The following is a 22,811-nucleotide window of genomic DNA, read 5'->3' on the forward strand; positions in this document are numbered from 1 at the left end:
TTGAAATGGTATTAATTTAATTTTATATTCTTTATTTAATTTTTGTTTATTGTTATTATGATAGCTTGGAAGCTATCAGCTATAGATTTCCTTCAAAAACTGCTGTTGCAGCTCCTATCAGAAAAATATTTGTAAAATGATGTTCGGAATTTATAGTAGAATAATCAAAACGCACTTTCAGATTTCCTCCTAAAGTTTTGATATTGACTAAATTGGTATTCAAGTTTTTTTCATATAAAGAGTAGGCAATGGCACAAGCTGTTACACCTGTTCCACAAGAGAGCGTTTCGTCTTCTACGCCACGTTCATAAGTTCTTACAAAAATGCTATTTTTTTCTGAATTATCTGCATTCCTTGCAACAAAATTAACATTTGTACCTTCTTTTTTGAATCTTTCATTATACCGAACCTTTTTTCCTTCTTTTACAACAGCGTAATTTTCTAAGCCATTTTGTGTTTTTTCGTTATCTATTTTTGGTAAAAAACTCACATAATGAGGCGAACCTGTATTTAAAAAGTAGGTATTTTCAGCAGAATCAGCATTTATTTCTATTTGTGAAACATCGCCCATTTGGAGTTCTACTTGTGTAACAATTTCGTGTTCTTGATTTTCTACACTTGCTATTTTTGCAAAATGAAGTCCATCAAAAGCCATAAAAGTAGTTTCTTTTCCTTCAAAAACACCCAAACGGTACGCAAAAGCAACAGCACAACGTCCACCATTTCCACACATAGAGCTTGTGTTTCCATCAGAATTGAAATAAACCATTATGAAATCGCCTTCAACGGATTTATCTTTTGGGTTTTCTATTAGGATAAGTCCGTCAGCACCAATTCCAAAACGACGATGACAGAGCTTTTCGATAAAATGATTGTCTTTTTTTTGCTCTTCAGAAAAAGAATTATCACGATTATCAATCATAATAAAATCGTTTCCTGTTCCTTGATATTTATAAAATTTCATTTTTTTTATATTTATGTCGTTGGTGGGGACACCAACAACGGCAGGTAGTGCATTCAGTTCCTCAGAACTGAATGTTTCGCTTCCTCAGAAGCGTGATTTATTTGTTTGAATCACGCTTCTGAGGAAGCGTTTCGTTCAACTCTAGGGAGTTGAACACACAAAAAACATTAAACTGGTCAGAACTTCAGTACAGACTTTTACTTAATCGAATTTAACCAATGCAAACTTCTGTCAAATCTACTAAATATTTCTGTGCTACTTTCTGTACATCTTCTATTGTTACTTTTCTTAGTTTGGTAACATAGTCATTGTAATAATTTTCATCCAAATTATACAAATGAATATCTTGCATTTTGTCCATAACTGCAAAAGCTGTTGAGAGCGAACCTAGAAAATTTCCACTCATATAATTTTTAACATTTTCTAGTTCTTCTTCTGTAACAGGTTCATTTTTCAATTTTTCAATTTCCTTATAGATTTCAGAAACTGCATCTTGATAAATTTCTTTTTTTACATCGGTTCCGATAACGAAATACGAACCATTTTTCATAGCTGCATTTCTTGATGAAATTCCATACGTATAACCTTTATCTTCTCTAATATTTTGCATCAATCTTGAGCCAAAATAACCTCCCAAAATCATATTCATAACTTTGAAAGCAGCATAATCTGGATGTTTTTGATTAAAAAGAAGTCTTCCTATTCGAATAGAAGTTTGTACACTTCCTTCTATTTCTTTATAGATTTTTGTAACCGAATTGGCTGGATTTTGTAATAATTCTTTCTCTTTTTTATTAGCATCAACGTTGAAACTTTCAATAAAATCAGTTATCAATTTTTCCGAATCTGTATCAATATCTCCTACTAAATAGGCTTCAAAAGGATTTGATTTTATATTGTTTTCATAAAAATCAATTATATCTTGTCTTTGAATAGCTCTGATACTTTCCTCACTTGAAGAAGCTGAATAGGGATGGTTTTCTTTAAAAAGAACCTCTTTAATTTTGACTGTTGCTAAGTAGGCTGTTCTTTCCTCTTGAATTTTGAGATTTTGAACCGAACGGTTTTTCAAGTTATCTAATTCTGACTGAGGAAAATTAGGTTCTTGTAAAATTTCTTTTAATAAAGGTAAAAGCTGCTCTAAATGCTTCTCTAATGTATAAAAAGAGACAATTGTAAAATCATTTCCAGAATCTATATTTATTGAAGCTCCATAAAATGAAATTTTGTCAGCAATTTGTTTTCCTGTATGATGATGTGTTCCTTCTAAAAGCATTTTTGCCATAAAAGAAGCAATGCCCACTTTATTTTCCTGACATCTTCCTGCTTCAAAAGCAATCTGAAAACCCAAAACAGGTTGATTTTTGGTAATTAATTGATGAAATGAAATACCATTTTTTAATTTTTGAGTATTAATTTCTGGAAGTTTATGAGCTTTAATAAGCTGAAAATCAGGAGCTATTTTACGGTCAAGCATAGATAGAGTTTAGTAAAATGATGTTGTTGGTGTCTCACCAACAACAGCGTGTAATTTCGTTCAAAAAAATTGTCTGAGACTTCTAAAAGAATCTAACAAACCATATTTATATTTTTAATCTTTGTATTTGAATAAGCGAAAATAGCCATTTTTTATTCAATCTTCTATAAGAATCTCAAAATCATTTTTTTGTTTGTCTTATATTGGTATATTTTTGGAATATATAGTAAATGAAAATCTGTTTTAAGAAAAAATAATGCTTTTGACAGAATTTTGACTGCAATAAGACTTCTAATCAAGCGTTTTGATTGTGACTGAGAGTTTTCAACTCCTAATTTCTTTAAAAGCAGAATATTTTTATAAAAAAATGAAAAATAAAATAATGACGAATAAAACAATCTATTTTTTAGCCTTTTTGATTCTATACAATCTTCCTTTTTGTGTTTTTGGTCAGCTTTCAGCTTCTACTCAAACGGCTGAAAACGAACGCTTGAAATCTGCTAATCAGAGTGGACGAAGAGTAGCTCGCACATATTACGATATGGATAATACTATCTTAAAAGCAGAATATTATTTTATTGGAAGTGACAGTACAAATGTAGATGGAGAATACAAACTTTTTCATGTTACAGGAGAATTAAAGTCTCTTGCAAATTTTAAAGCAGGCGAAATACAAGGAAGAGCTATTGAATATTATCCAAATGGAAAAGAAAAATTAGTTGGTTCGTATAAAGAAGGAAAAAAAGAGGGAATCTTTAAAGAATATTATTTTGAAGGTGGTTTGATGGCAGAATATGAATGTAAAGATGATAAGAGAAATGGAAATGCAAAGGTCTTTAATGAAAAACAAATTATTGTACAAGAAGCAAACTATAAAAATGACCACTTAAATGGAATTGTAAAAACATTTTACCCTGATGGTAAACTGAAAGCAGAAACGCCTTTTGAATTGGATAAAATAAATGGTTTTGTAGAGGAGTTTTATCCTGATGGACAAGTTAAAAGAACAATTACTTTCAAAGACAACAAACCCAACGGAGAAGAAAAAACATTTTATCAAAACGGAGTTTTACGTACAATTACAACCTATTTGGATGGAGAAATGAGTGGCGATTTTAAAAGCTATTACGACAATGGAATTTTGGAATTAGAAACTATAAATATTCATGGTAAAAAGAATGGCTATTTTAGAAGATATACAAGAGATAGCATTTTGGTACAGGATGCAATTTATAAAAATGGTCAGCTAAATGGTGATAATATTCTGTATTATGATAACGGAAAGCTAAAACAAGAAGTAAAATATCGTTCTGGACAACAGCTTTCTTCCAAAATTTACAGAGAAAATGGAAATCTTGCAAAAGAAATTGATTTTGGAAAAACATTAAAGGATAGAAAAGAAACTCATTATTATGCCAATGGAAATAAAGAAAAACAAGTTGAGTTTAATGATGATAAAAAGACTGGAGAATGGAAATATTTTTATCCAAATGGTGATAAAAAAGTAGAAGAAAATTATAATAATGATAAACTACATGGCAAACGTGAAACTTACTTTTCAAATGGTAAAACACATCTCAAAGAAGAGTATGCTTTTGGACACAAAAACGGAATTACAAAAGAATATAACTCAAAAGGAGATTTAGTTTCTGAAACTGAATACAAATTAAGTAAAAAATGGGGTGTTGCTACTTATTACCACTCAAATGGAAAGGTTTCAGCAGAAGGGAATTTTTATAAAGACATTAAAAATGGAAAATGGTATTACTACGATGAAGACGAAAGATTGAATAGAAGAGAAATTCATAGAAAAGGAAAAGTTTCTTCTGCAAAGACTTATAAAAAAGGAAAACCTCGTAAAAAATCGCCTTTCAAAAGATAGATAAATCTATAAAACAAAAAAGCATTTTGAAATCAATCAAAATGCTTTTTTGTTTTTATAGGAATTAGTATAAAAATTATTCTTTTTCAAAGTCTAACGAAATTGAATTAATACAATAACGCATTCCTGTTGGTTTAGGACCATCGTTAAAAACATGTCCGAGGTGTGAACCACAGTTGTTACAAACTACTTCTGTACGAACCATTCCATGAGAACGGTCTGCAATTTCTTTTACATTTCCTTGAATAGTAGTATAAAAACTTGGCCAGCCACTTCCTGATTCAAATTTGGTTTTCGAATCAAATAGTTTTTCGTGACAAGCTGCACAGGTATAAACTCCTTTTTCGTGATGGTCATAAAACTCTCCTGTAAATGCTCGTTCTGTTCCTTTTTGACGCAAAACTCGGTATTCATTGTCTGTTAGTTCTTCTTTCCATTCGTTTTCGCTTTTCTTTACTTTGTAATCTGACATAGAGGTATCTTTTTGGTTTAATTTATTTATGTTTAAATTTTCAAGATTTTCATTATTCTCTACTTTTTTGTTAGCAGTATTGTTTTGAGAACTATCTGCAATACTCAAAAATGCGACTAATCCTAAGCCACAAACAACAGCTAATATTGGCAATATTATAGTTTTTGTATTCATAACCAGTAAACGAAATAGCTTAACACTTTGTTTATTAAGGAATTATAAAAAAATGACTGAATAAATAGAAATCTTGAATACTTTTTATGCAAAAACAGAGTTTTGGGCATCATGGAATAAAATTATTTAATCAACTTATTCCATTAAAATTTTTGTTTTATGACTAACTTAATCTTCAAGAAAATTGTATTGATTTTACTAGTATTCTCAAGTTTTATTTTATTTAGTTCTTGTCGTCCTGCTAAAAAATATGCTGCAATAACTCAAGACAAAGGAAATTATTCCAATTCTTCGGCTAGTTTAGAGAAAATTAATCTTGATAAAATTCAGAAAAATCCTAAAACACCAAAGGAAAAAAGAAAAATACTTTACTCAGCAAATTTGAATCTCATTTCTGCTCTTCCTGATAGCATAAATCCACAATTAGAACGCATTACGGAAAAATATGATGGTTATGTAGGGCGATTGAGTACAACCGAAACAACTATCCGAATAAAGAGTGAATATTTTGAAACTGTTGTGAAAGAAATTGAAAAATTAGGAAAAGTGACACGTAAAAATATTTATGGTAATGATGTAACAGAACAGTACTGGGATGCTCAAATTCGTTTGGATAATGCTTTAGAAACTAGAAAACGCTATTTAGAACTCTTAAAAATGGCTCAAAATGTAGAAGAAGCTATTTTAGTAGAACGAGAACTGGCAAGAATTACACAAGACATAGACCTTTTGAAAGGAAAAATTAATAAATTAGATAATTTGGAAGAGTTTGCTACCATTACTATTTCTATTAAAGAAAAGAAAAAACTAGGTCTTTTGGGATATGTAGGTGTGGGTTTGTATAAAGGTGTAAAATGGTTTTTTGTGAGGAATTAAATGATGAAAACTAAATTGAAAGCCTTATTTAGCACAGCGTAACATAAGTTTGTTTGTGTTTTACTATCGTCGGTGGGGACGACAATGGCAGAATTATAAATTGAACAGGGTTTTAACCCTGTTTTACTAAATCATAAATAAGGTTTTATACATCACAATTTTATCTGCAAACCATCATGTGCCAATTCAATATTTGGAGGTAATTCTCCAGAAACTTCTTTATGAAGTCCCATTTTATGGCTAATGTGTGTCAAATATGCTTTTTCAGGATTTATTTTTTGGATAACTTCTACAGCTTCATCTAGGGTATAATGAGAAATGTGCTTTTCTTTTTGTAATGCTCCCAAGACTAAAATCTTTGTTCCTTTTACCTTCTCTAATTCTTTATCTGAAATAAAATTTACATCAGTGATGTAGGTAAAATCTTTAATTCTGAATCCAAAAACAGGCAGTTTGTAATGCAAAACTTCAATAGGAGTTATTTTTATTCCTTCTACTTCAAAAGGTTTATTTTCAATGATATGAGTTTCTACTTGTGGAATACCTGGATATTTGAAGTCTGCAAAAATATAAGCAAACTCTCTTTTTAACTGTTCTAAAACAGCTTCTCTTGCATAAATCGGCATATCTTTTTGTTGAGCAAAATTGAAAGAGCGTATATCATCCATTCCTGCTGTATGGTCTTTGTGTTGGTGAGTAAAAAGAACTGCATCTAGCTTTGTAATTCGCTCTCTCAAACATTGCTGTCTAAAATCTGCACCTGTATCAACAATAAAACTCTTTTCTTCGCCATTTTGGTTTTCTACTTCAATATGAATAGAAACACGCAAACGTTTATCTCTAAAATCTAAAGATTTACAAACCCTGCAATCACACGCAATAACAGGAACACCTTGCGATGTTCCTGTTCCTAAAAATGTTACTTTCATTTTATTTTATATTTTTTCTAATTAAATTTTTTATAGAAATCTTAGAAGATGACTTCTACTCTTTAGGCTGTCCTATTGTTCTATCAAAGAGTTGATAAATGCGTTTGTATTCGTCTGCCCAACTCGTTGGATATACAAAGCCATGTCCTTCAATCGGATAAACAGCAAGTTCCCAATTTTCTTTTTTAAGTTCGATAAGTCGTTGTGCTAAACGAACCACATCTTGAAACTGAACATTTGTATCTATCATTCCATGACAAATCAATAAATCACCTTCCAAACCATCAGCAAAATAAATAGGTGAAGAACGAACATAAGCCAAACTATCTTCTAAAGGAGTATTCAAAATATTTGCTGTATATCCATGATTATAGTGCGCCCAATCTGTAACCGAACGAAGTGCAGCACCCGAACGGAAAACTTTCGGTTCTTTAAACATTGCCATCATCGTCATAAAACCACCATACGAACCACCATAAATTCCGATTCTGTCTTTATCGATACCATGATTTTTGACTAAATAATCTGCGCCAGCTACATAATCTACCAGTTCTTTATCTCCCATGTGGCGATAAATTGCTGTTCTCCAATCTCTTCCATAGCCTTGACTTCCTCTGTAATCAATATCAATAACAGTGTAACCTTGTTCTCTCAAAAGATTATGAAACATATATTCTCTATAATACGAACTCCAACCATAATGAACGTTTTGCAAATAACCTGCGCCATGAACAAACATTACGGCAGCTTTATTTTTCACGTTTGATTCTGGTTCATAAATTCGTGCAGGAACTTCTGCGCCATCTGGTGTTTTGAAAGTGATAATTTTGGGTTCGTACCAAACATATGGCTTTCTTCCTTCAGTCATAGAATCAGGTAAATCTACTAGCTTTGTCTGTATTTTTTTTCCACTACTATCTATTGTAACAGTTATATCTTTAGGATACCAAGAATAATTCTTAAATTCTTCTGTTAGAGAGTTTGTAATTTGTCTTTGTGTAGTTGAATTAGTTTTATTCTCAAAAACGACTAATTCCCAAGGCTTATTTGAATAGGAATAACGAGCAATCCAATAATTTTCATCAGGTGATAAAACCAATTCTTCATACACTCCTTTTTGAGAAGTAATTTTTTCTAAATTATTCTTTTTACCTAGTTTGTATAGATGATATTCGTGGAAATTTTCTTTGTTTGCACGAACATAAAATGTTTTATTATCTCCTTTGCTTTTTTGTGAGAGCCAAACATCAGTTACTTCAAAGTTTCCATTTGTGAGCTGATTTTGTTCTTTTGTTTTGAAATTATAGGTATAAAGATGTGAAAAGCCTGTTTTTTCAGATTGAAAATAAACTGTTTCATCATCTTGCCAGCCTAGTGTTCCTGTTGCAGCATGCCAGTTACTAATTCCTTCTCCACCTATCCACGCATCATCATGTTGATGGTCAATGAGTTTTAATTTTTCGTTTTCACTTGTCAAATCCATTCCTACAACCCAACGGTCTTTTGAATCATCTGCACGAACTACAAAAACTCCTTTTTTTCCATTTGGCGACCATTTTGTTTCCAAAATCCATACTTTTCTTGCTGTATTTCTTTTTATATCTCTTCCATATTCTGTATAATAAGCAGGATTTTCCATTATTTTTGGCAACATAGATAAATCAATTTTATCATTTGCTATTGCATATCTATCATATACATGAAGTGAAAAATCAGCATCTTCATTTCCTACTTTTGAGCGAGCAGAAAGATTTTCAGTATAACCGAGTTCATTTATATAATTTGGAACTTCAGTAGTTTTTGAAGAATATTCTCCCAAGACGTAAATCACAAAACGTCCGTCATTACTAATCTGAACCGAAGAAACATATTTTCCATTGAGTGGAATGGCAGTCAAGCGATACGGTTTGGGTTGTGTTTTTTTGATAGAATCTTCTAAATTATTTATTCTTACAATTTCTAATAAATCTTTTTGCTGTTGATTGAGCCATTTATCGGCTTCTGAAAGCGATTTCTCAGCTTTTTTATCTGAATCTACAAAAGAAGTAAGTTGTTGTGTTTGTCCAATTTGCTGTCCTTGTAGCCAAAAATAGAACAAATCATTTCCTTTTTGATAAACAATAGCACTATCATTTCTTGTAAAAGTTGGATTAGTTTCATTTTCTAATGTGTTGGTCAGTCTTTTTGAGCTTCCATTCTGAACGTCTTGCAAATACAAATCGCCATCAACAGAAACTATTTTTGAAGTTCTGATTTTATTATAATTTCCAAAGTCATTATTTTGTCCAAAAACATAACTTTGAGGATTTAGATTAAAGTCATTTTCAGCAATTTTTAATGGTGTTCCAATTGGATTTCCATTCGAAATGCTTTGTTTGTACCACGTTGGCAAAGATTCTAAAGATGATTTTTTAGAAAAATAAATTTCTTTTCCATCGTATGACCAACGACCATTTTGAGGCAAAACACCAACAAAGTTATCACCTTGCATAATTTGGTTTATTCTGTCTAAGGCTTGTTCTTGGCTTTTGACTTCTTGAGAAAAAGAAAGTGTAGTTATTGAAAATAATAAAATTGAGAATAGAAGTTTTAGTTTCATGTGATGCTGTATAATTTTGTGTTTGATTTTTTTGGAATGGGAAATTAGTGAAAATTTTGTTTGTTCTAAGAAATAGATGTTGTAAATTGAAGACTTTATACAAAAAAAGAAATTAAATGGCAGATAGAGATTTAGATATAACAAAATTTTCTTACTTTTCTTATAGAAAATTAAAAAAAACTCTTGGAGAGTTTGATGCAGTAGTTGAATGCAATGAACTTGCTATTAGAGAATTTATTGAACAAGCTAGAAAAGAAGATTCAAAAGATTATATCAAACAGCTTTCTCTAAAACATTCTGTTGTAGTAGATAGAGTGGATTTAGATAAATTTAGCTCAAGAATAAGACAATATTATGTTACATCTGTTTTTCAACAATCAGAACAATTTTTACAAGATTTTAAAAAGGAGTGGAAACAATATTTTCCAAATCAACAATGGCAAACAGCTAATACAGGAGAAACCAAATTAGATAATGTTTTAATGAATCTCTCTTATATTGATATTTCTATCGAATTAATAGAAATATATGACTATTACAGACTCGTAAGAAATTACATGGCACATACAGACAGAGATTTACAAGAAGTAGTAAGTAAACACAGTAAAGTAAAAAATAATAATAATAAATTTTTAGAAGGTTTAAGTTTATTTCAAGAACCTAACAGTTTAGACAAAATTAATTACTCAGACTTTTTAATTCTTACAGGAATAGTAAAACATATTGCTTATTTAATTTCAACAGAATCTAAGCCTAATAACGAAGAAATAGCACTAATTTTGTTTCAAAAAATGAAAAATGAGGATAAAGGAAGGGCTTACAAGGGAATAAAAAAACTAAAGAATAATAGTGATAGGTTTGAGAAGGCTATCAAAAATTATATTAAAACAAATTTTGGAAGATTTAGTAGTAAAGATTTAGAACTTATATGTGAACAGTTAAAAAGTCTACTAGCATAAAGGTAGTGCGTCCCCTCCACGAATTTTTCTACTTATCAAAATTAGTGAAGGTGAAGTTGTTGGTTCGATTCCAACAGTAGATACTAAAATTCAAAGTTGCAGCGCAACACAATATTTGTAGAACATAAAACAGGTAGTTTATTAAAGTTGCAGAGCAACGTAATATTAATATTCTGTGTTCAAAATAATACAATTATATTACGTTGCTCTGCAACTTTTTAAATACAAAATCGATAACTTTTCTACAAATATTGCGTTGCTCTGCAACTATTTTTTCAAAATGTAAATGCTAAAAGCAATATGGCAAACGTATATTCCCAATTATATATTCAAATTGTATTTGCTGTGAAAGGTAGAAATAGTTTGATAAAAGAAAGTTTTAGAGATGAGTTACAAAAATATATGACAGGGGTTGTAAGAGAAAAAGGACATAAATTATTAGCTATTTATTGTATGCCTGACCACACTCATTTGTTAATCGGATTGAAACCAGATTTATCAATTTCAGAATTAGTCCAACAAGTAAAAACGAGTTCGAACAAATTTATAAAAGAAAAGAAGTTTCTAAAAACAAAATTTGAATGGCAAAAAGGATATGGTGCATTTTCTTACTCTAAATCTGCATTAGATACTGTTATAAAATATGTATTAAATCAACCAGAACATCATAAAAAAAGAACTTTTAAGGAAGAATATTTATTGCTATTGAAAAAGTTTGAAATTGAATACAATGAAAAATATCTGTTTGAATGGATAGAAGATGTTGATTAAAACAACACCAGTTCTAATGCAACCCATCGAATTTTATACTTGTCTTTGTATAATAATTCCTACTTCATTTAAAGCTCCCACAAAATAAAACTATGTATAAATCAATTCTTCTATTAGTTATTTTTGCCTTTTTTCAAACTGCTTGCAATAAGAACACAGATTCAAAAAATAACGATACCACTATTCTAAAAAAAGAAGATATTTATCATTCTCAGATAGATTCATTAATGAAAGTATCTTATGAGCGTGGTATTTTTAATGGTAATATTTTGGTAGTTAAAAACAATGAAATTCTTTATCAGAATGAATTTGGATATATAGATGCTTCTAAAACAACCAAACTCAACCAAAACTCTGTATTTAATATTGGTTCTATTGCAAAGGAATTTAATGCTGTTGCTATAATGATGTTAAAGGAACAAGGAAAGCTAAGTTTGGATGATAAAGTCTCAAAATTTGACTTAGGCTTACCAAAATGGGCAGAAACGGTTACTATTCGTCATTTGCTACAATATACAAGTGGTCTACCAAGAATAAATTGGAAGACTATCAAAAATGACCAAGATATTCTTAATGATTTGAAAAACCTTGAAAAATTGAATTTTGAAGCAGGAACAGATTATTTTTATAACAATAATAATGTCTTTCTTCAAAGAAGAATTGTTGAAAAAGTATCAGGGATGAGTTTTAATGACTTTGTAAAGAAAAATATACTTGTTCCAACTGAGATGAATAATTCTATTATCGACCCTAACTCTCAAAATCCTCAATTTGTGAATGCTTTTAGTAATGAGCAGGTAGATGATGCGCCTATGGACATTGAATTTACAGGCTGGGTTTGTCCTACAATAAATGACATGCAAAAATGGATAGTTAATTTACACTCAGAAAAATTAATTAGTAAAGAATCTCTAGTTACATTGTCAGAAGCATATTCAGAAAATAGTCAGTCAGCTTTAGGAAATGCAATGGTTGAGAATAATGATGTAGTAATTCATAGACATCACGGTTCATCTTCCAACTATGAAGCATTTACTCATTACAACAAAAAAGAGAGTTTAATTGTCATTTTGATGACAAATAATAAGAATTCTAGATTACAAGAAATTACTCAAGCAGTCGAAAATATTTCAAAAGGAGAAAATTTTGAAATTCCTAAAAAATCAATTTATTTGGCTATACGTCAGAAAAGTTATGAAAATGTAGAAGAAGGAATTAAATTATACAATGATTTAAAAAAGAAAGATTTTGAAACTTATAATTTCTCTGATGAAAGTGAGCTGAATCAACTAGGCTATAAATTGATTGAGAAAGAACAAATAGAAGATGCTATAAAAATATTTCAACTACTTATTTCTGAATTTCCAAACTCATCGAATCCGTATGATAGTATGGGAGAAGCCTATTATCTCAATGGAAATACTGATTTGGCTCTTCTCAACTACAAAAAATCGTTAGAATTAAATCCTAAGAATTCGAATGCAGAAAAAATGATTGAGAAGATTGAAAGTAAATAGAAAAAAATAAAACTTGATTTTCATTAATTGGATAACTTTAAAGTTTCCTCAGTTGTCGCTAATTAACTCAAATTGTGAAGTAAATGTATTTCAGACTTCCTAGTCTGAATAAAAATGTTTTTTTTTTTAAAAAGTCTATTTTTACTATTCAACAGACTAGGAAGTCTGTTATACACAACTTGAATTAATTATTACTGAGCAAAACAAAGTAGTCGTTTGAATGAATTATTTCATAAGCTTTAGGAAATTTACTAATCAATATTAATCTAAACTGATGCATTATTTGTAATATCACCGACTTAATTTTTTGCAAAGTAATTCTATCACTCGTAACTACAAACTTGTTTTCGTTAGAATCTTTAACTTTTAAAAAAAGGAATTCATCATCATCTATATAAAAAAACACACTTCTATTTAATTCAAAGAAAGATAATTCGAATTGACCTTTTTTTCTATTGTCTATAAATTCAAATAAGTCTTTTAATTCATAAAATATAGAGGTAAAATCATATTTAAAATCTGAAAATTCAAATATTTTATCATATTCTTCGAAACATACTTGAAAAACAGCTAATTTATTTTCATCTATTTTTTCACAAACATCATCTAGAACACATGAGATATGGTCATCTTCATAAGATTCATTTGTTTCAAATTTCAGAAGATTTGAGGGGTTTAAAATAATTTTCATGAAAAATAATTATCAATTTAGTATTTTTGATTTTTGACCAGTTTTTCTAACAAGAAATAAAATGGCTCTAAAAAACTAAACCACCGAAACTCTAACCTTTTTCTTCTTCAATTTCACATTATTTACTTTTGGTAAAAGCTCTTTTAGAGTTTCTTTTTTTACAGAAACAAAAGCACAATCATTTTTGAGTTCGATGATTCCTAATTGGTCTTTTTCAATATTTCCTTGTTTGAAAAATAATCCTGCTATGTCACCTTTCGAAATTTTATCTTTTCTTCCTCCAGAAATATATAAAGTAAGCCATTCAGAAGGATTTGGAAACTGTTTTTCTGTAAGATTTTGATTTGGTAAATTCAATTCTTCAATAAAATCAGGAACATCTTCATACTCGTAATGCAAAACATACGCTGTTCCTTTGCTGTTCATACGAGCTGTACGTCCGTTTCGGTGTGTAAACTCTTCATTTCTTTGAGGTAAATGATAATGAATAATAAAATTGAGTTCTGGAACATCGATTCCTCGTGCTGCCAAATCGGTTGCTAATAAAATTTTATATGTTCCGTTTCTAAATTTTATCAACGCTCGTTCTCTGTCTACTTGCTCCATTCCACCAAAGAAAGCACCGTGAGAAATATTATTTTCTGTCAAAAAATTACTTATTCTTTCAATCGAATCTTTATAATTACAAAAAATAATTCCGTTTTCATTTCCAATATGAGAAAGCAATTCTAAAAGAGTTTCTAGTTTGTCTTTTGAGGGAGAAGTAACTAATTTAATTTTTAAATCACTACTCTTTCTATTTCCCTCTAAATAATCAATCGTCAGAGGTTTCTTCATGTTTACAAAACTTGGAATTTCTACTCCTTGGGTGGCAGAAGTAAGTATTTTTTTATTTATCTGTGGCAAAAGGCTCAAAATTTCTTTCATTTCGCCCTCAAATCCAATTTCTAACGATTTATCAAACTCATCTAAAACTAATGTTTTGATAAATTTTGTTTCGAAGGCTTCTCTTCTCAAATGGTCGGCTACTCTCCCCATTGTTCCTATCAAAACGGCTGGTCGGTGTTTTATTTCTAGTCTATCTTTCGACCCTGCACGTCCTCCATAAACAGCATTTACTTTAAAGCCTGTTCCCATTTCACGCATTACTTGTTCTATCTGAATGGCAAGTTCTCTTGATGGAACAACAATAAGAGCCTGTATTTCTTCTATTCTTTCATCTAATCCATTAATAATAGGCAATAAAAAAGCAATTGTTTTTCCTGTTCCTGTTGGAGAAAGTAAAATAATTTCGTCAGAAGAATGAATAGCAAGTTTTGCTTCTTCTTGCATTTCATTGAGTTTCTCTATTCCTAATTTTGATAAAATAGCTTTTTGATTTTTGATAGAATTTGACATAAAATTAGATAAAGATGAATACTATTTTGAGATTTGTATTACTTTTATAAGTAATCACACAAAGTTACGAATAAGTATCTAATATATTTCTCTATGAAAAACTCTCCTACACCTATAAAATTATTTGAAAAATGGTTTAGTGAAGAAGAAAAACTCTCAAAATTAAGTGTGCCTACGGCAGTTTGTTTGTCTACAATCGGTTTAGATGGCTTTCCAAATTCACGATTTGTTTCTCTTAAAGAAGTAATAGAAGAGAGTTTTATTATAACCACTTCATTTGATTCTAGGAAAGGAGCAGAAATAGAAGTTAATAACAAAGTTGCTCTGACTTTTTGGTGGACAGAAACTCAAAGACAAGTCAGAATACAAGGAATTGCTACCAAAATAGATAAAGAATTAGCTCAAAAATATTTTTATGAAAGAGATTTAGATTCTCAAATTGTATCTTTAATTTGCCAACAGGGAAAAGAAACAGATGATATTAAGGCTCTTGAAAAAGAAGTTCTTGAAATGAGTTTAACAAATCCCAAAATTGAAATCCCAAAAAACTGGGGTGGTTATTCCATTAAACCAATCAGAATAGAATTTATGGAATTTAGAAAGACACGTTTTCATGATAGAAAACTTTACGAAATGAGAAATAATGAATGGACTTTAAAACAACTTCAACCTTAAAAAAAGAAAAAATGAAACTATTCGGATTCGAATTTGGCAATACATCAAAAAAAGAAAAATCTATCAAAGAAGAGAATCAAGAAGTCCCTTTTGAGCAAAAAGTAGGGAAGTTTCCAGTCATTACAGAAGCAGATAAAGAATGGGTAGAAATGAGTTTCAAATCATTTATTGAGGCTTACGGACTTCCTAAAAAAGAAAATGCCCAAGTTTTGTTTAATAAAAATTTCTTTCCAAAATCATTTAGTGCTGACAAACTAACTGTTCCAAATCTTATAGAAGACTTATCAAGTTTATTAGAATTGGATGCTAATAAGATTGATTTTGTTTTGGAAAAAGATATTTCAGATGCTTATGGAATCCCTTATTCAGCAGAAAATATCAATAGTTCTGAAACGATGATTACAGAAGATGGCTATATTATTTGTATTCCGAATGAGCTTACTAAGCGACCAAATGGTCTTTTACTTAGCCTTATCAAAGAGTTTATCAGAATACGTTTGATAGAAGGTAATTCGGGAATTGAGCAAGAAGATGATTTATATTCAGAGTTATTTATCTATTTAACAGGGATTTACTTTGGTTTTGGAGTTATTTTCTGTCAGAGTATTATTAGTGGAGGCTACTCAACAGATGGTATGTGGGAGACAAAATGGAGCTATGTTTCGCCGATGCCAAAGGAAGTAATGACATACTCATTAGCTCTTTACTGTGGCTTGATAGAAGAAGAAAATTTTGATTGGAAGGAAACGGTACATCCAACTATAAAACTTCAATTTGAAAAGGCAATGCAGTTTTTAGAAAAATATTCTTCTTCTTTGCTCAATCCAACAGAGCTAAAAGCAATACGTTTGATTGAAAAATCTTATCAAGAATACGAAAAGAATAAATTTGAATTTTCTATTTCTCTTTTACAAGAATCTCTAACACTAACTAATGATTCGATTACACAAATAGACATTTATAATAATATTGGTTATTTTCAGATGAGAAATGGAGACTTTGAAAAAAGTATAATCAATTTTGAGAAAGCTATCGAATTAGAACCTAGATTTGGAAATGCAAACGATAATTTGGCGTATGTTTATGTTAAGTTGGGGCACTTGGAAAAAGCAAAGCATTACCTTGAAGAAGCGATTGCAACTGAAAATAATGAATTGCCTTATCATTATAGAAATGTAGCTTTATATTATGCTGCAAAAGCAGAAACTGAGAAAGCAGAAGAATATTTTGATATGGCTTTTAGAGAAGCAGAATTACCAGTAGATTTGTTAGAATTCGATTATGCTCTTTTTCTATTTAATCAAAATAAAGAAGAAGAAGCAATGAAATATCTGAAATTAGCTGTTGATAAAAACGAACCAGAAGCTATAGCAAAAATGAAAGAATTAGATAGCCTTTTATAAAAGAGAGTTTTAAAAGTGGAATGCAAACTCAACAAACTACCACCCAGTGTGAAACAAATTTGTAGCACCTTTTAGTCCACATTTATGAATTTTATGATACATAGCTCCTATTTTCGAACGAATTGTTTTTCCATCTTCTAACATTGCCCAAGAATCAATAACTGCTTCCATTCCATAAGCTTCAGGAGCAAGAAGGTTTGTAGTAGTGAGAAGTGGATAGGCTCTAGCTACATTCAAATGCCTTTTGAAATAAGTGTGAGAAGTACAAGCAATCGAAACAGCATCACGCATTCGGTTATCTTCATTTATAAAAAGAGCTGCATAAGAATCCATAAGTCCATTGTGTCCATTAAAAGCAATCAAATCAGCTTCTCCAAAGGCTTTTATTTTTGTTGAATCATTGTCCACTCCTAAAATTTCTTTCTTTTTTCCTGCTAAAGAAGCAAAATAATCTGTCAAACATTCGTGCATTTTGTCGCCATGATAAGCTTCAGCAACTAGAAAAACAGTCGCTCCATTTGGATATTTTTTCTTAAAAATAAGACGTTCCAAAACTATCGAATCTACATCTAATTGACTACTCAAAAGTGTCCATTTTTTCAATCTTTTGAAATGCGTTTTGATGCCATAACCTGCTCCCCAATACAAATTTGTCCTCAAATTTTGTCCATCTCCTAGCGATTTATTGACAGGAACAATTCCTTGATTTTCATTATCACAAAGAGGAACAAAAATATGTACAAATAAAGGCTGATTATTCTTTACTTTTTCAGCAAGTACATTTTTGATGCTATCTCTACTTAATTCTACATAAGGAGGAATTTTTCTTGTATCTACTTTTGGAAAATCATCAGCAGACAAATTAGTAGAATCAATCTCACTTTGGACAACCTTCAAAGAATCATTTGAATCGTCTTTGCTCTCACTATTTTGTGCATTGCAGGAAGTGAATGTTAGTAGGAATGCTATGAGATAGAGAGAAATATGTTTTGACATAATTTTAGATGGTTGGTTTACATTTTAGGCTTTTCTAATTTAGAAGGTATTTTCTTTCTTTTGTAATTTTTGTACTATACTAAAACAGTAGTTATTTATTCATTTACTATTACTTTTAAATCAATATCTCCAACTTCTTTAAGATAATTTTCAGTAACTCCAAGTAATGTCATAATGTTTATAGATACATTTTCTTTAGATAGACTTGGTTGAACAATGAAAACTTCAAAGTTCATTGGTTTTTTATTTTTAGCTATTGTTAAAAGTCTTTCTAAATCTTCTACAGTTCCTTTTTCAATTCTACTTCTTTCGTTGCCAGTTCTCACTTTTGTTTTTCTTTTCAGTAAATGCTCAAAAAACTCTGTACCTTTTTTATGTTTCCAATGAATCGATTTTTGTGCTTGTCCACAAACCTCATAAAAGTTATCAATTCTTGTATTTACATTACCATCTTTTGCAAATTTTAAATGATAGAACTGGATATTTATTTTTTTATCAAATTCTTTAATAGTAATTACATCAGCAATCTCTCCAGAATAATCATCATCATAAATAATATCATAATCTTCAGTCAGTAACTTTTGAATAGTTGCATATTGGATAGAGTCAGTTCTGATAGGTTCAACACCCTGTGCTTCTTTACTCAAATCTACTCCAGACCAATTCCAAGTGATAAGTTCTTCTGTTGGATAAGGCACAATGACTTGTTTTAACTCAATAAATTCATTTCCTTCAAGACGAGAGCCATCTGCAAACCAAATTATTGGAGGGTTTGAATTCAAATACTCAATTAGTTCAAACTTTTTACTGCCAATTAATATTTCAGCGTTATTTGTTGAAATCATAATAATGCTAAAATTAGCAACTAGATTTTCGCCATTTTTTTCTTCAAAGAGGTTTTTTCTAAAACTTATAGAATTTATAGGCGTTTTAATTTCAAAATTTATCTCTCCTTCTTCTGCATTTGTTAAAGAGATTGAGCATTGAGATAAGTTAAATTCTTTATTATCAATAATAAATGAAACTCTAGACTCAGAGTTATTATAGAAACTGTCATTCCAATCAATATGAGTTTGATAAATTTTTGGTACTATACTTATAATTTGTGGAATTAAAGTTTCTTTTAAAACTTGATTAGGGTCAATACTTGGGTCTATTAACTTAAGACCAAGTTTATTACACCATTTTATAAATCCTCTTAAGTCATTTCTCAAATAACTCCAAATACGCCCCTTGTAAGAACACCCTAAAGTGATTTTATTACCTTCATCATAACCAGAACCAAAGACAAATGCTTTTTGTCCTCTTTGCTGTTCTGCAATTGAAAGTGCTTCTTCTATATCTGTTCCAACTCGCATTGTAAATCTAATTTTTCTATTAAGAAATTCTTTTAGACCAACATTCTGTAGTGAAACTCTTTTTATATCATAAAAGCTTTTAAAAACATTTAACTGATTAATTATTTCTGCTTTATCATTTAAAACAGCATTTGCCAAATCTTTATAAAGACTTGATTTATCAGAGCTATGAATAAATAAAAGATTAGTGTTTGTATCATAATAGAGAACAGTTAATTGCCAGTTTAGACCAAATACCTCTTTATAATTTACCCATTCTATTTCGCTTTTTCGTGCTGTAATGAGAACTAATGTTTTAGCAGGTTCATTATAGTCAAAAAACTTATACTCCAAATCGTCATACCCTTTTATTCCTTTTTTAAATTTCTTTAAATCATATATTTCATTATTATTGATACCTATAATATCCTTATCAAAAATATTGTTTTTATAGACAACTGTGCTTAACGAAAAGCGAATGTTTTGAAAAGGAACTTTTGACCCCTCTAAATATTGAAAACCATTAATAAATTCATTAAAATCTATTTGCTCTTCAATTTCATCAGTACTTAAGGTCGATAATAATGAGTTCCAATCTGAATCTTGAGCATAAAGTTCACTTAACTCATTTTCTACGTTAGAATCTGCTAAATTAGCGATAAAGGTAGCATTACCAAGTTCATCATCTTGAGAGGTTCTTGTGAACCTTCCAGCAAATTGAAGTGTAACAGGCAAACTTTTTCTAATATCATGAAACGCTGCTATTTTGAGTTGTGGCAAATCAAAACCTTCTCCTAACATATTTACTGCTACAATAATCTTATGTTCACAATTAATAATAGCTTCTAAAATATTTTTTTTAGTGGGAATGGAAGAGTGAACCATTATGGGGTTTAAATCTTTAAATTCTTTATAAATCTCAAATATCTCTTTTGCTCTTGTTTTATTTTCACAGCGAGCCATTAGAATGTGATTATATCCTAAATCAATATCTTTACGTAATATTTCTACTGCTTTCTCAGCAATTATTTTATCCCCTTTTTTAAAATCATATTCCCGAATTGGTAGAAAATTAATTGGCTTAAAGTATCCTTGTTCTTGAGCTTTTTTTAGAGAAAAATTGAAAATTATTTTACCGTCAACTCTCTTTCTATCATTCCTAAATGGTGTAGCTGTAAATTGTAAAATTTTTGAATTCATAAAAAATTGCCTTACTCTGTTCCAAGATTGAGCTTCAGAATGATGTGCTTCATCAATAAATACATGAGTGAAGTTGTTCGACATCAATGTAAGTTGTTCATTTGAAGTATTTGCCAAGATATTCATTGTAGTAATTACTACATTACTTGCTCCTACAAATTCTAAAAGCTCTTCTAACTCTGTGAAATTTTGTTTTAAAATACCAACTCTTGGAGTTAAAACCTTCTCATTTACTATTCCAAATCGTTTAAGTAAACCAAGAGTGTAAAACTTATTAAATATTTGAGTTCTCAAAGCATCCGAAGGAACAGTAATAATTACCTTTTTACATTTATTAGCTATCAAAGTTGTTAGCATTGTTTCAGTTTTTCCTGTACCAGTAGGCATAACTACTGTACCAATTTCATCTGAAATTTTTAGATGACTTAATATTGAATATAAAGCTGCAATTTGTGGCTCTCTCAAACCACTTATATTGTCTTCAACACTTTCCTCAACAAATGAAAAGTTACCTTTCCAAGATTCAGTTATTTCATCAGTTGTAAATTCAGCCATTTTAGGATGCTTAATCCATTTTTTTAATTTTATTTCATCATTTTCTAGTTTATCTTCCGTAGCTTTTTGATTAGTTAATAAAATATAATCAAATCCTTTTGGAGCAGTATTCGAATTGACACATAGGCAATATTGAATATTGTTACTTTCGATTATAGAATAACTTCTATGTAAAGAGATGAAAGTAAATGCTTTTTTTATCTTTGGCATAAGAAGTTGTTTGGAAATATTTCTTATTCCAGCTTTTTCCCAATATACTTTTTCTAATTCAGGAAGTACAATATTCATAATAGAGTTAGTTTATATGTAATAATCAATTACAGATATTATTTTCTGTAATAAATAGCATTTTTAATTAAAAAACCAATTTAATCACATCTTCCAAAGTCTTAGCGATTTTTACTTCTATATCAAATTTCTTCAAATCTAATCCTTTGATATTGTATTTTGAAACGACAATCTGACGAAAACCTAGTTTTGCAGCTTCCGAAATACGTTGTTCTATGCGTTGAACGGCTCTAATTTCTCCTCCCAAACCTACTTCGGCAGCAAAACAAATATCTGAACTAACAGGCGAGTTTTCCAACGAAGAAATAAGCGACGTACAGACAGCCAAATCAATAGAAGGGTCTTCAATCTTAAAACCACCAGCAATATTCAAGAAAACATCTTGCGTTCCTAGTCTAAAACCTCCACGTTTTTCCAAAACAGCCAAAAGCATATTCAAACGTTTGGCATCAAAACCTGTACTGCTTCGTTGTGGCGTTCCATAAGCTGCAATACTGACGAGCGACTGCACCTCAATCAAAAGTGGGCGATTTCCTTCCATTGTCGTACCGATAGTAATTCCTCCAATAACTTCATCTCGCTGCGACATCAAAATTTCTGATGGATTGCTTACTTCACGAAGTCCTGTTGAGCGCATTTCATAAATCCCAAGCTCGGAAGTAGAACCAAAACGATTTTTGATAGTACGCAAAATACGATAAGACATGTGTCTGTCGCCTTCAAATTGCAAAACGGTATCGACCATGTGTTCCAAAACTTTTGGGCCTGCAAGTGAACCCTCTTTTGTAATATGTCCGATAAGAAATACGGGTGTGCCTGTTTCTTTAGCAAAACGCAATAGTTCGGCAGCACATTCACGCACCTGTGAAACACTACCTGCTGACGACTCAATATGTGCAGTATGAAGCGTTTGAATAGAATCGATAATCAAAACATCGGGTTTTGATTGTTCTATCTGAATAAAAATATTTTGTGTATTCGTTTCGTTCAATATCAAGCAGTTTTCTGAATAAGCATCCAAACGTTCAGCACGAAGTTTTATTTGCTGTTCGCTTTCCTCTCCCGAAACATATAAAACAGTATGGTCTTTCAAAGCCAAAGCAACCTGTAACATTAAAGTAGATTTTCCAATCCCCGGTTCTCCACCAATCAAAACTAAAGAACCTTGTACTAATCCACTTCCCAAAACTCGGTTGAGTTCGCCATCGTGGGTTGATATTCTAGCAAAATCTGTTTTTTCTATTTCTGATAATTTCTTTGGTTTGTTAGATGCTCGTCTTCCGTTATCGCTTTGCCATAGTTTTTTTACATCTGTTTTGTCTGCTCCTTTATCGATTACTTCTTCTACATAGGTATTCCATTCTTCACAGGCAGAACATTTCCCCATCCATTTGGCAGACTCGTGTCCACATTCTTGACAAAAATAAGCTGTTTTTACTTTTTTCTTAGCCATACAAGTATAGTTTTGATTAGCTGATTTGCTAATAAATTTAGAATTTGGTTTTTTTAATAGTGTAAATTTAGCTAAAATAATTAGTTTTTGCTATACTTTTAATGAGAAATACTGGAACTGATGGGTTAAGGATTTATAGGATTAACTTCGCTGAACTGTCGGTTGATAGGATTTTTAATACAGATAAAATACGAA

General features: G+C 30.4%; 17 protein-coding genes. 7 read left to right on the forward strand and 10 right to left on the reverse strand.

Annotated elements, in window-relative coordinates:
* Positions 1-79 precede the first annotated feature (79 nt).
* The gene (dapF, locus tag V9L05_RS21645; protein WP_338815647.1) at positions 80-964 is read right to left on the reverse strand and encodes a diaminopimelate epimerase; all 885 of its coding nucleotides are present in this window, start codon (positions 962-964) and stop codon (positions 80-82) included.
* A 211-nt stretch (positions 965-1,175) separates the two neighbouring features.
* Positions 1,176-2,441 carry a pitrilysin family protein gene (locus V9L05_RS21650; RefSeq protein WP_338815648.1) on the reverse strand — a complete coding sequence of 422 codons (1,266 nt, stop codon included), beginning with the start codon at positions 2,439-2,441 and terminating at the stop codon, positions 1,176-1,178.
* Between the two features lie 367 nt (positions 2,442-2,808).
* Between V9L05_RS21650 and V9L05_RS21655 the strand changes: the two genes are divergently transcribed.
* Positions 2,809-4,323, forward strand: coding sequence for a toxin-antitoxin system YwqK family antitoxin (locus tag V9L05_RS21655; RefSeq protein ID WP_338815649.1), 1,515 nt, complete (start codon positions 2,809-2,811; stop codon positions 4,321-4,323).
* A gap of 76 nt (positions 4,324-4,399) precedes the next feature.
* Here the strand turns inward: V9L05_RS21655 and msrB are convergent, their stop codons facing one another.
* On the reverse strand, positions 4,400-4,795 hold the full coding sequence (gene msrB, locus V9L05_RS21660) for a peptide-methionine (R)-S-oxide reductase MsrB (RefSeq protein WP_338815815.1): 396 nt from the start codon (positions 4,793-4,795) through the stop codon (positions 4,400-4,402).
* 333 nt (positions 4,796-5,128) lie between these two features.
* Here msrB and V9L05_RS21665 point away from each other — a divergent pair, with 333 nt between their 5' ends.
* A complete protein-coding gene (locus tag V9L05_RS21665) occupies positions 5,129-5,845 on the forward strand; it encodes a DUF4349 domain-containing protein (protein WP_338815650.1) in 717 nt (238 codons plus the stop codon).
* A 152-nt stretch (positions 5,846-5,997) separates the two neighbouring features.
* Here V9L05_RS21665 and V9L05_RS21670 read toward each other — a convergent pair whose 3' ends face one another.
* Both V9L05_RS21670 and V9L05_RS21675 read right to left on the reverse strand, forming a co-directional pair.
* Complete coding sequence (locus V9L05_RS21670) at positions 5,998-6,774, reverse strand: MBL fold metallo-hydrolase (RefSeq protein ID WP_338815651.1); 777 nt, start codon at positions 6,772-6,774, stop codon at positions 5,998-6,000.
* Between the two features lie 55 nt (positions 6,775-6,829).
* Positions 6,830-9,373, reverse strand: a complete 2,544-nt coding sequence (locus V9L05_RS21675; RefSeq protein WP_338815652.1) for a prolyl oligopeptidase family serine peptidase — start codon at positions 9,371-9,373, stop codon at positions 6,830-6,832.
* Between the two features lie 116 nt (positions 9,374-9,489).
* Here V9L05_RS21675 and V9L05_RS21680 point away from each other — a divergent pair, with 116 nt between their 5' ends.
* From V9L05_RS21680 to V9L05_RS21690, 3 genes are all read left to right on the forward strand, one after another.
* Positions 9,490-10,332, forward strand: a complete 843-nt coding sequence (locus tag V9L05_RS21680) for a hypothetical protein (protein ID WP_338790754.1) — start codon at positions 9,490-9,492, stop codon at positions 10,330-10,332.
* A 300-nt stretch (positions 10,333-10,632) separates the two neighbouring features.
* Positions 10,633-11,103, forward strand: coding sequence for an IS200/IS605 family transposase (tnpA, locus tag V9L05_RS21685; protein WP_338815653.1), 471 nt, complete (start codon positions 10,633-10,635; stop codon positions 11,101-11,103).
* 92 nt (positions 11,104-11,195) lie between these two features.
* Positions 11,196-12,620, forward strand: a complete 1,425-nt coding sequence (locus V9L05_RS21690; RefSeq protein ID WP_338815654.1) for a serine hydrolase — start codon at positions 11,196-11,198, stop codon at positions 12,618-12,620.
* Between the two features lie 184 nt (positions 12,621-12,804).
* On the opposite strand, the gene V9L05_RS21695 is transcribed toward V9L05_RS21690, so the two are convergent.
* Positions 12,805-13,311, reverse strand: a complete 507-nt coding sequence (locus V9L05_RS21695) for a hypothetical protein (protein WP_338815655.1) — start codon at positions 13,309-13,311, stop codon at positions 12,805-12,807.
* Positions 13,312-13,386: 75 nt separating this feature from the next.
* Positions 13,387-14,709, reverse strand: a complete 1,323-nt coding sequence (locus V9L05_RS21700) for a DEAD/DEAH box helicase (RefSeq protein ID WP_338815656.1) — start codon at positions 14,707-14,709, stop codon at positions 13,387-13,389.
* 93 nt (positions 14,710-14,802) lie between these two features.
* Between V9L05_RS21700 and V9L05_RS21705 the strand changes: the two genes are divergently transcribed.
* Both V9L05_RS21705 and V9L05_RS21710 read left to right on the forward strand, forming a co-directional pair.
* Positions 14,803-15,384 (forward strand): pyridoxal 5'-phosphate synthase, encoded by a 582-nt coding sequence (locus tag V9L05_RS21705; RefSeq protein WP_338815657.1) that lies wholly within the window; start codon positions 14,803-14,805, stop codon positions 15,382-15,384.
* Positions 15,385-15,395: 11 nt separating this feature from the next.
* Complete coding sequence (locus tag V9L05_RS21710; protein WP_338815658.1) at positions 15,396-16,787, forward strand: tetratricopeptide repeat protein; 1,392 nt, start codon at positions 15,396-15,398, stop codon at positions 16,785-16,787.
* 36 nt (positions 16,788-16,823) lie between these two features.
* Here the strand turns inward: V9L05_RS21710 and V9L05_RS21715 are convergent, their stop codons facing one another.
* The 3 genes from V9L05_RS21715 to radA form a co-directional block, all read right to left on the reverse strand.
* Complete coding sequence (locus tag V9L05_RS21715) at positions 16,824-17,783, reverse strand: hypothetical protein (RefSeq protein WP_338815659.1); 960 nt, start codon at positions 17,781-17,783, stop codon at positions 16,824-16,826.
* A gap of 95 nt (positions 17,784-17,878) precedes the next feature.
* Complete coding sequence (locus V9L05_RS21720; RefSeq protein ID WP_338815660.1) at positions 17,879-21,163, reverse strand: DEAD/DEAH box helicase family protein; 3,285 nt, start codon at positions 21,161-21,163, stop codon at positions 17,879-17,881.
* A 67-nt stretch (positions 21,164-21,230) separates the two neighbouring features.
* Entirely contained in the window at positions 21,231-22,616 is a 1,386-nt protein-coding gene (gene radA / locus V9L05_RS21725) for a DNA repair protein RadA (RefSeq protein ID WP_338790764.1), read from the reverse strand.
* Positions 22,617-22,811 lie beyond the last annotated feature (195 nt).

Source organism: Bernardetia sp. Wsw4-3y2, from assembly GCF_037126295.1.
GTDB lineage: Bacteria > Bacteroidota > Bacteroidia > Cytophagales > Bernardetiaceae > Bernardetia.

Excerpts from the sequence above, each read along its gene's own strand:
- V9L05_RS21670 (WP_338815651.1), bottom strand. The coding sequence starts at position 6,774 with ATGAAAGTAACATTTTTAGGAACAGGAACATCGCAAGGTGTTCCTGTT.
- V9L05_RS21665 (WP_338815650.1), top strand. The coding sequence starts at position 5,129 with ATGACTAACTTAATCTTCAAGAAAATTGTATTGATTTTACTAGTATTC.
- V9L05_RS21675 (WP_338815652.1), bottom strand. The coding sequence starts at position 9,373 with ATGAAACTAAAACTTCTATTCTCAATTTTATTATTTTCAATAACTACA.
- V9L05_RS21700 (WP_338815656.1), bottom strand. The coding sequence starts at position 14,709 with ATGTCAAATTCTATCAAAAATCAAAAAGCTATTTTATCAAAATTAGGA.
- V9L05_RS21690 (WP_338815654.1), top strand. The coding sequence starts at position 11,196 with ATGTATAAATCAATTCTTCTATTAGTTATTTTTGCCTTTTTTCAAACT.
- V9L05_RS21655 (WP_338815649.1), top strand. The coding sequence starts at position 2,809 with ATGAAAAATAAAATAATGACGAATAAAACAATCTATTTTTTAGCCTTT.
- V9L05_RS21695 (WP_338815655.1), bottom strand. The coding sequence starts at position 13,311 with ATGAAAATTATTTTAAACCCCTCAAATCTTCTGAAATTTGAAACAAAT.
- V9L05_RS21715 (WP_338815659.1), bottom strand. The coding sequence starts at position 17,783 with ATGTCAAAACATATTTCTCTCTATCTCATAGCATTCCTACTAACATTC.
- V9L05_RS21720 (WP_338815660.1), bottom strand. The coding sequence starts at position 21,163 with ATGAATATTGTACTTCCTGAATTAGAAAAAGTATATTGGGAAAAAGCT.
- V9L05_RS21705 (WP_338815657.1), top strand. The coding sequence starts at position 14,803 with ATGAAAAACTCTCCTACACCTATAAAATTATTTGAAAAATGGTTTAGT.
- radA (WP_338790764.1), bottom strand. The coding sequence starts at position 22,616 with ATGGCTAAGAAAAAAGTAAAAACAGCTTATTTTTGTCAAGAATGTGGA.
- dapF (WP_338815647.1), bottom strand. The coding sequence starts at position 964 with ATGAAATTTTATAAATATCAAGGAACAGGAAACGATTTTATTATGATT.
- V9L05_RS21710 (WP_338815658.1), top strand. The coding sequence starts at position 15,396 with ATGAAACTATTCGGATTCGAATTTGGCAATACATCAAAAAAAGAAAAA.
- V9L05_RS21680 (WP_338790754.1), top strand. The coding sequence starts at position 9,490 with ATGGCAGATAGAGATTTAGATATAACAAAATTTTCTTACTTTTCTTAT.
- tnpA (WP_338815653.1), top strand. The coding sequence starts at position 10,633 with ATGGCAAACGTATATTCCCAATTATATATTCAAATTGTATTTGCTGTG.
- msrB (WP_338815815.1), bottom strand. The coding sequence starts at position 4,795 with ATGTCAGATTACAAAGTAAAGAAAAGCGAAAACGAATGGAAAGAAGAA.
- V9L05_RS21650 (WP_338815648.1), bottom strand. The coding sequence starts at position 2,441 with ATGCTTGACCGTAAAATAGCTCCTGATTTTCAGCTTATTAAAGCTCAT.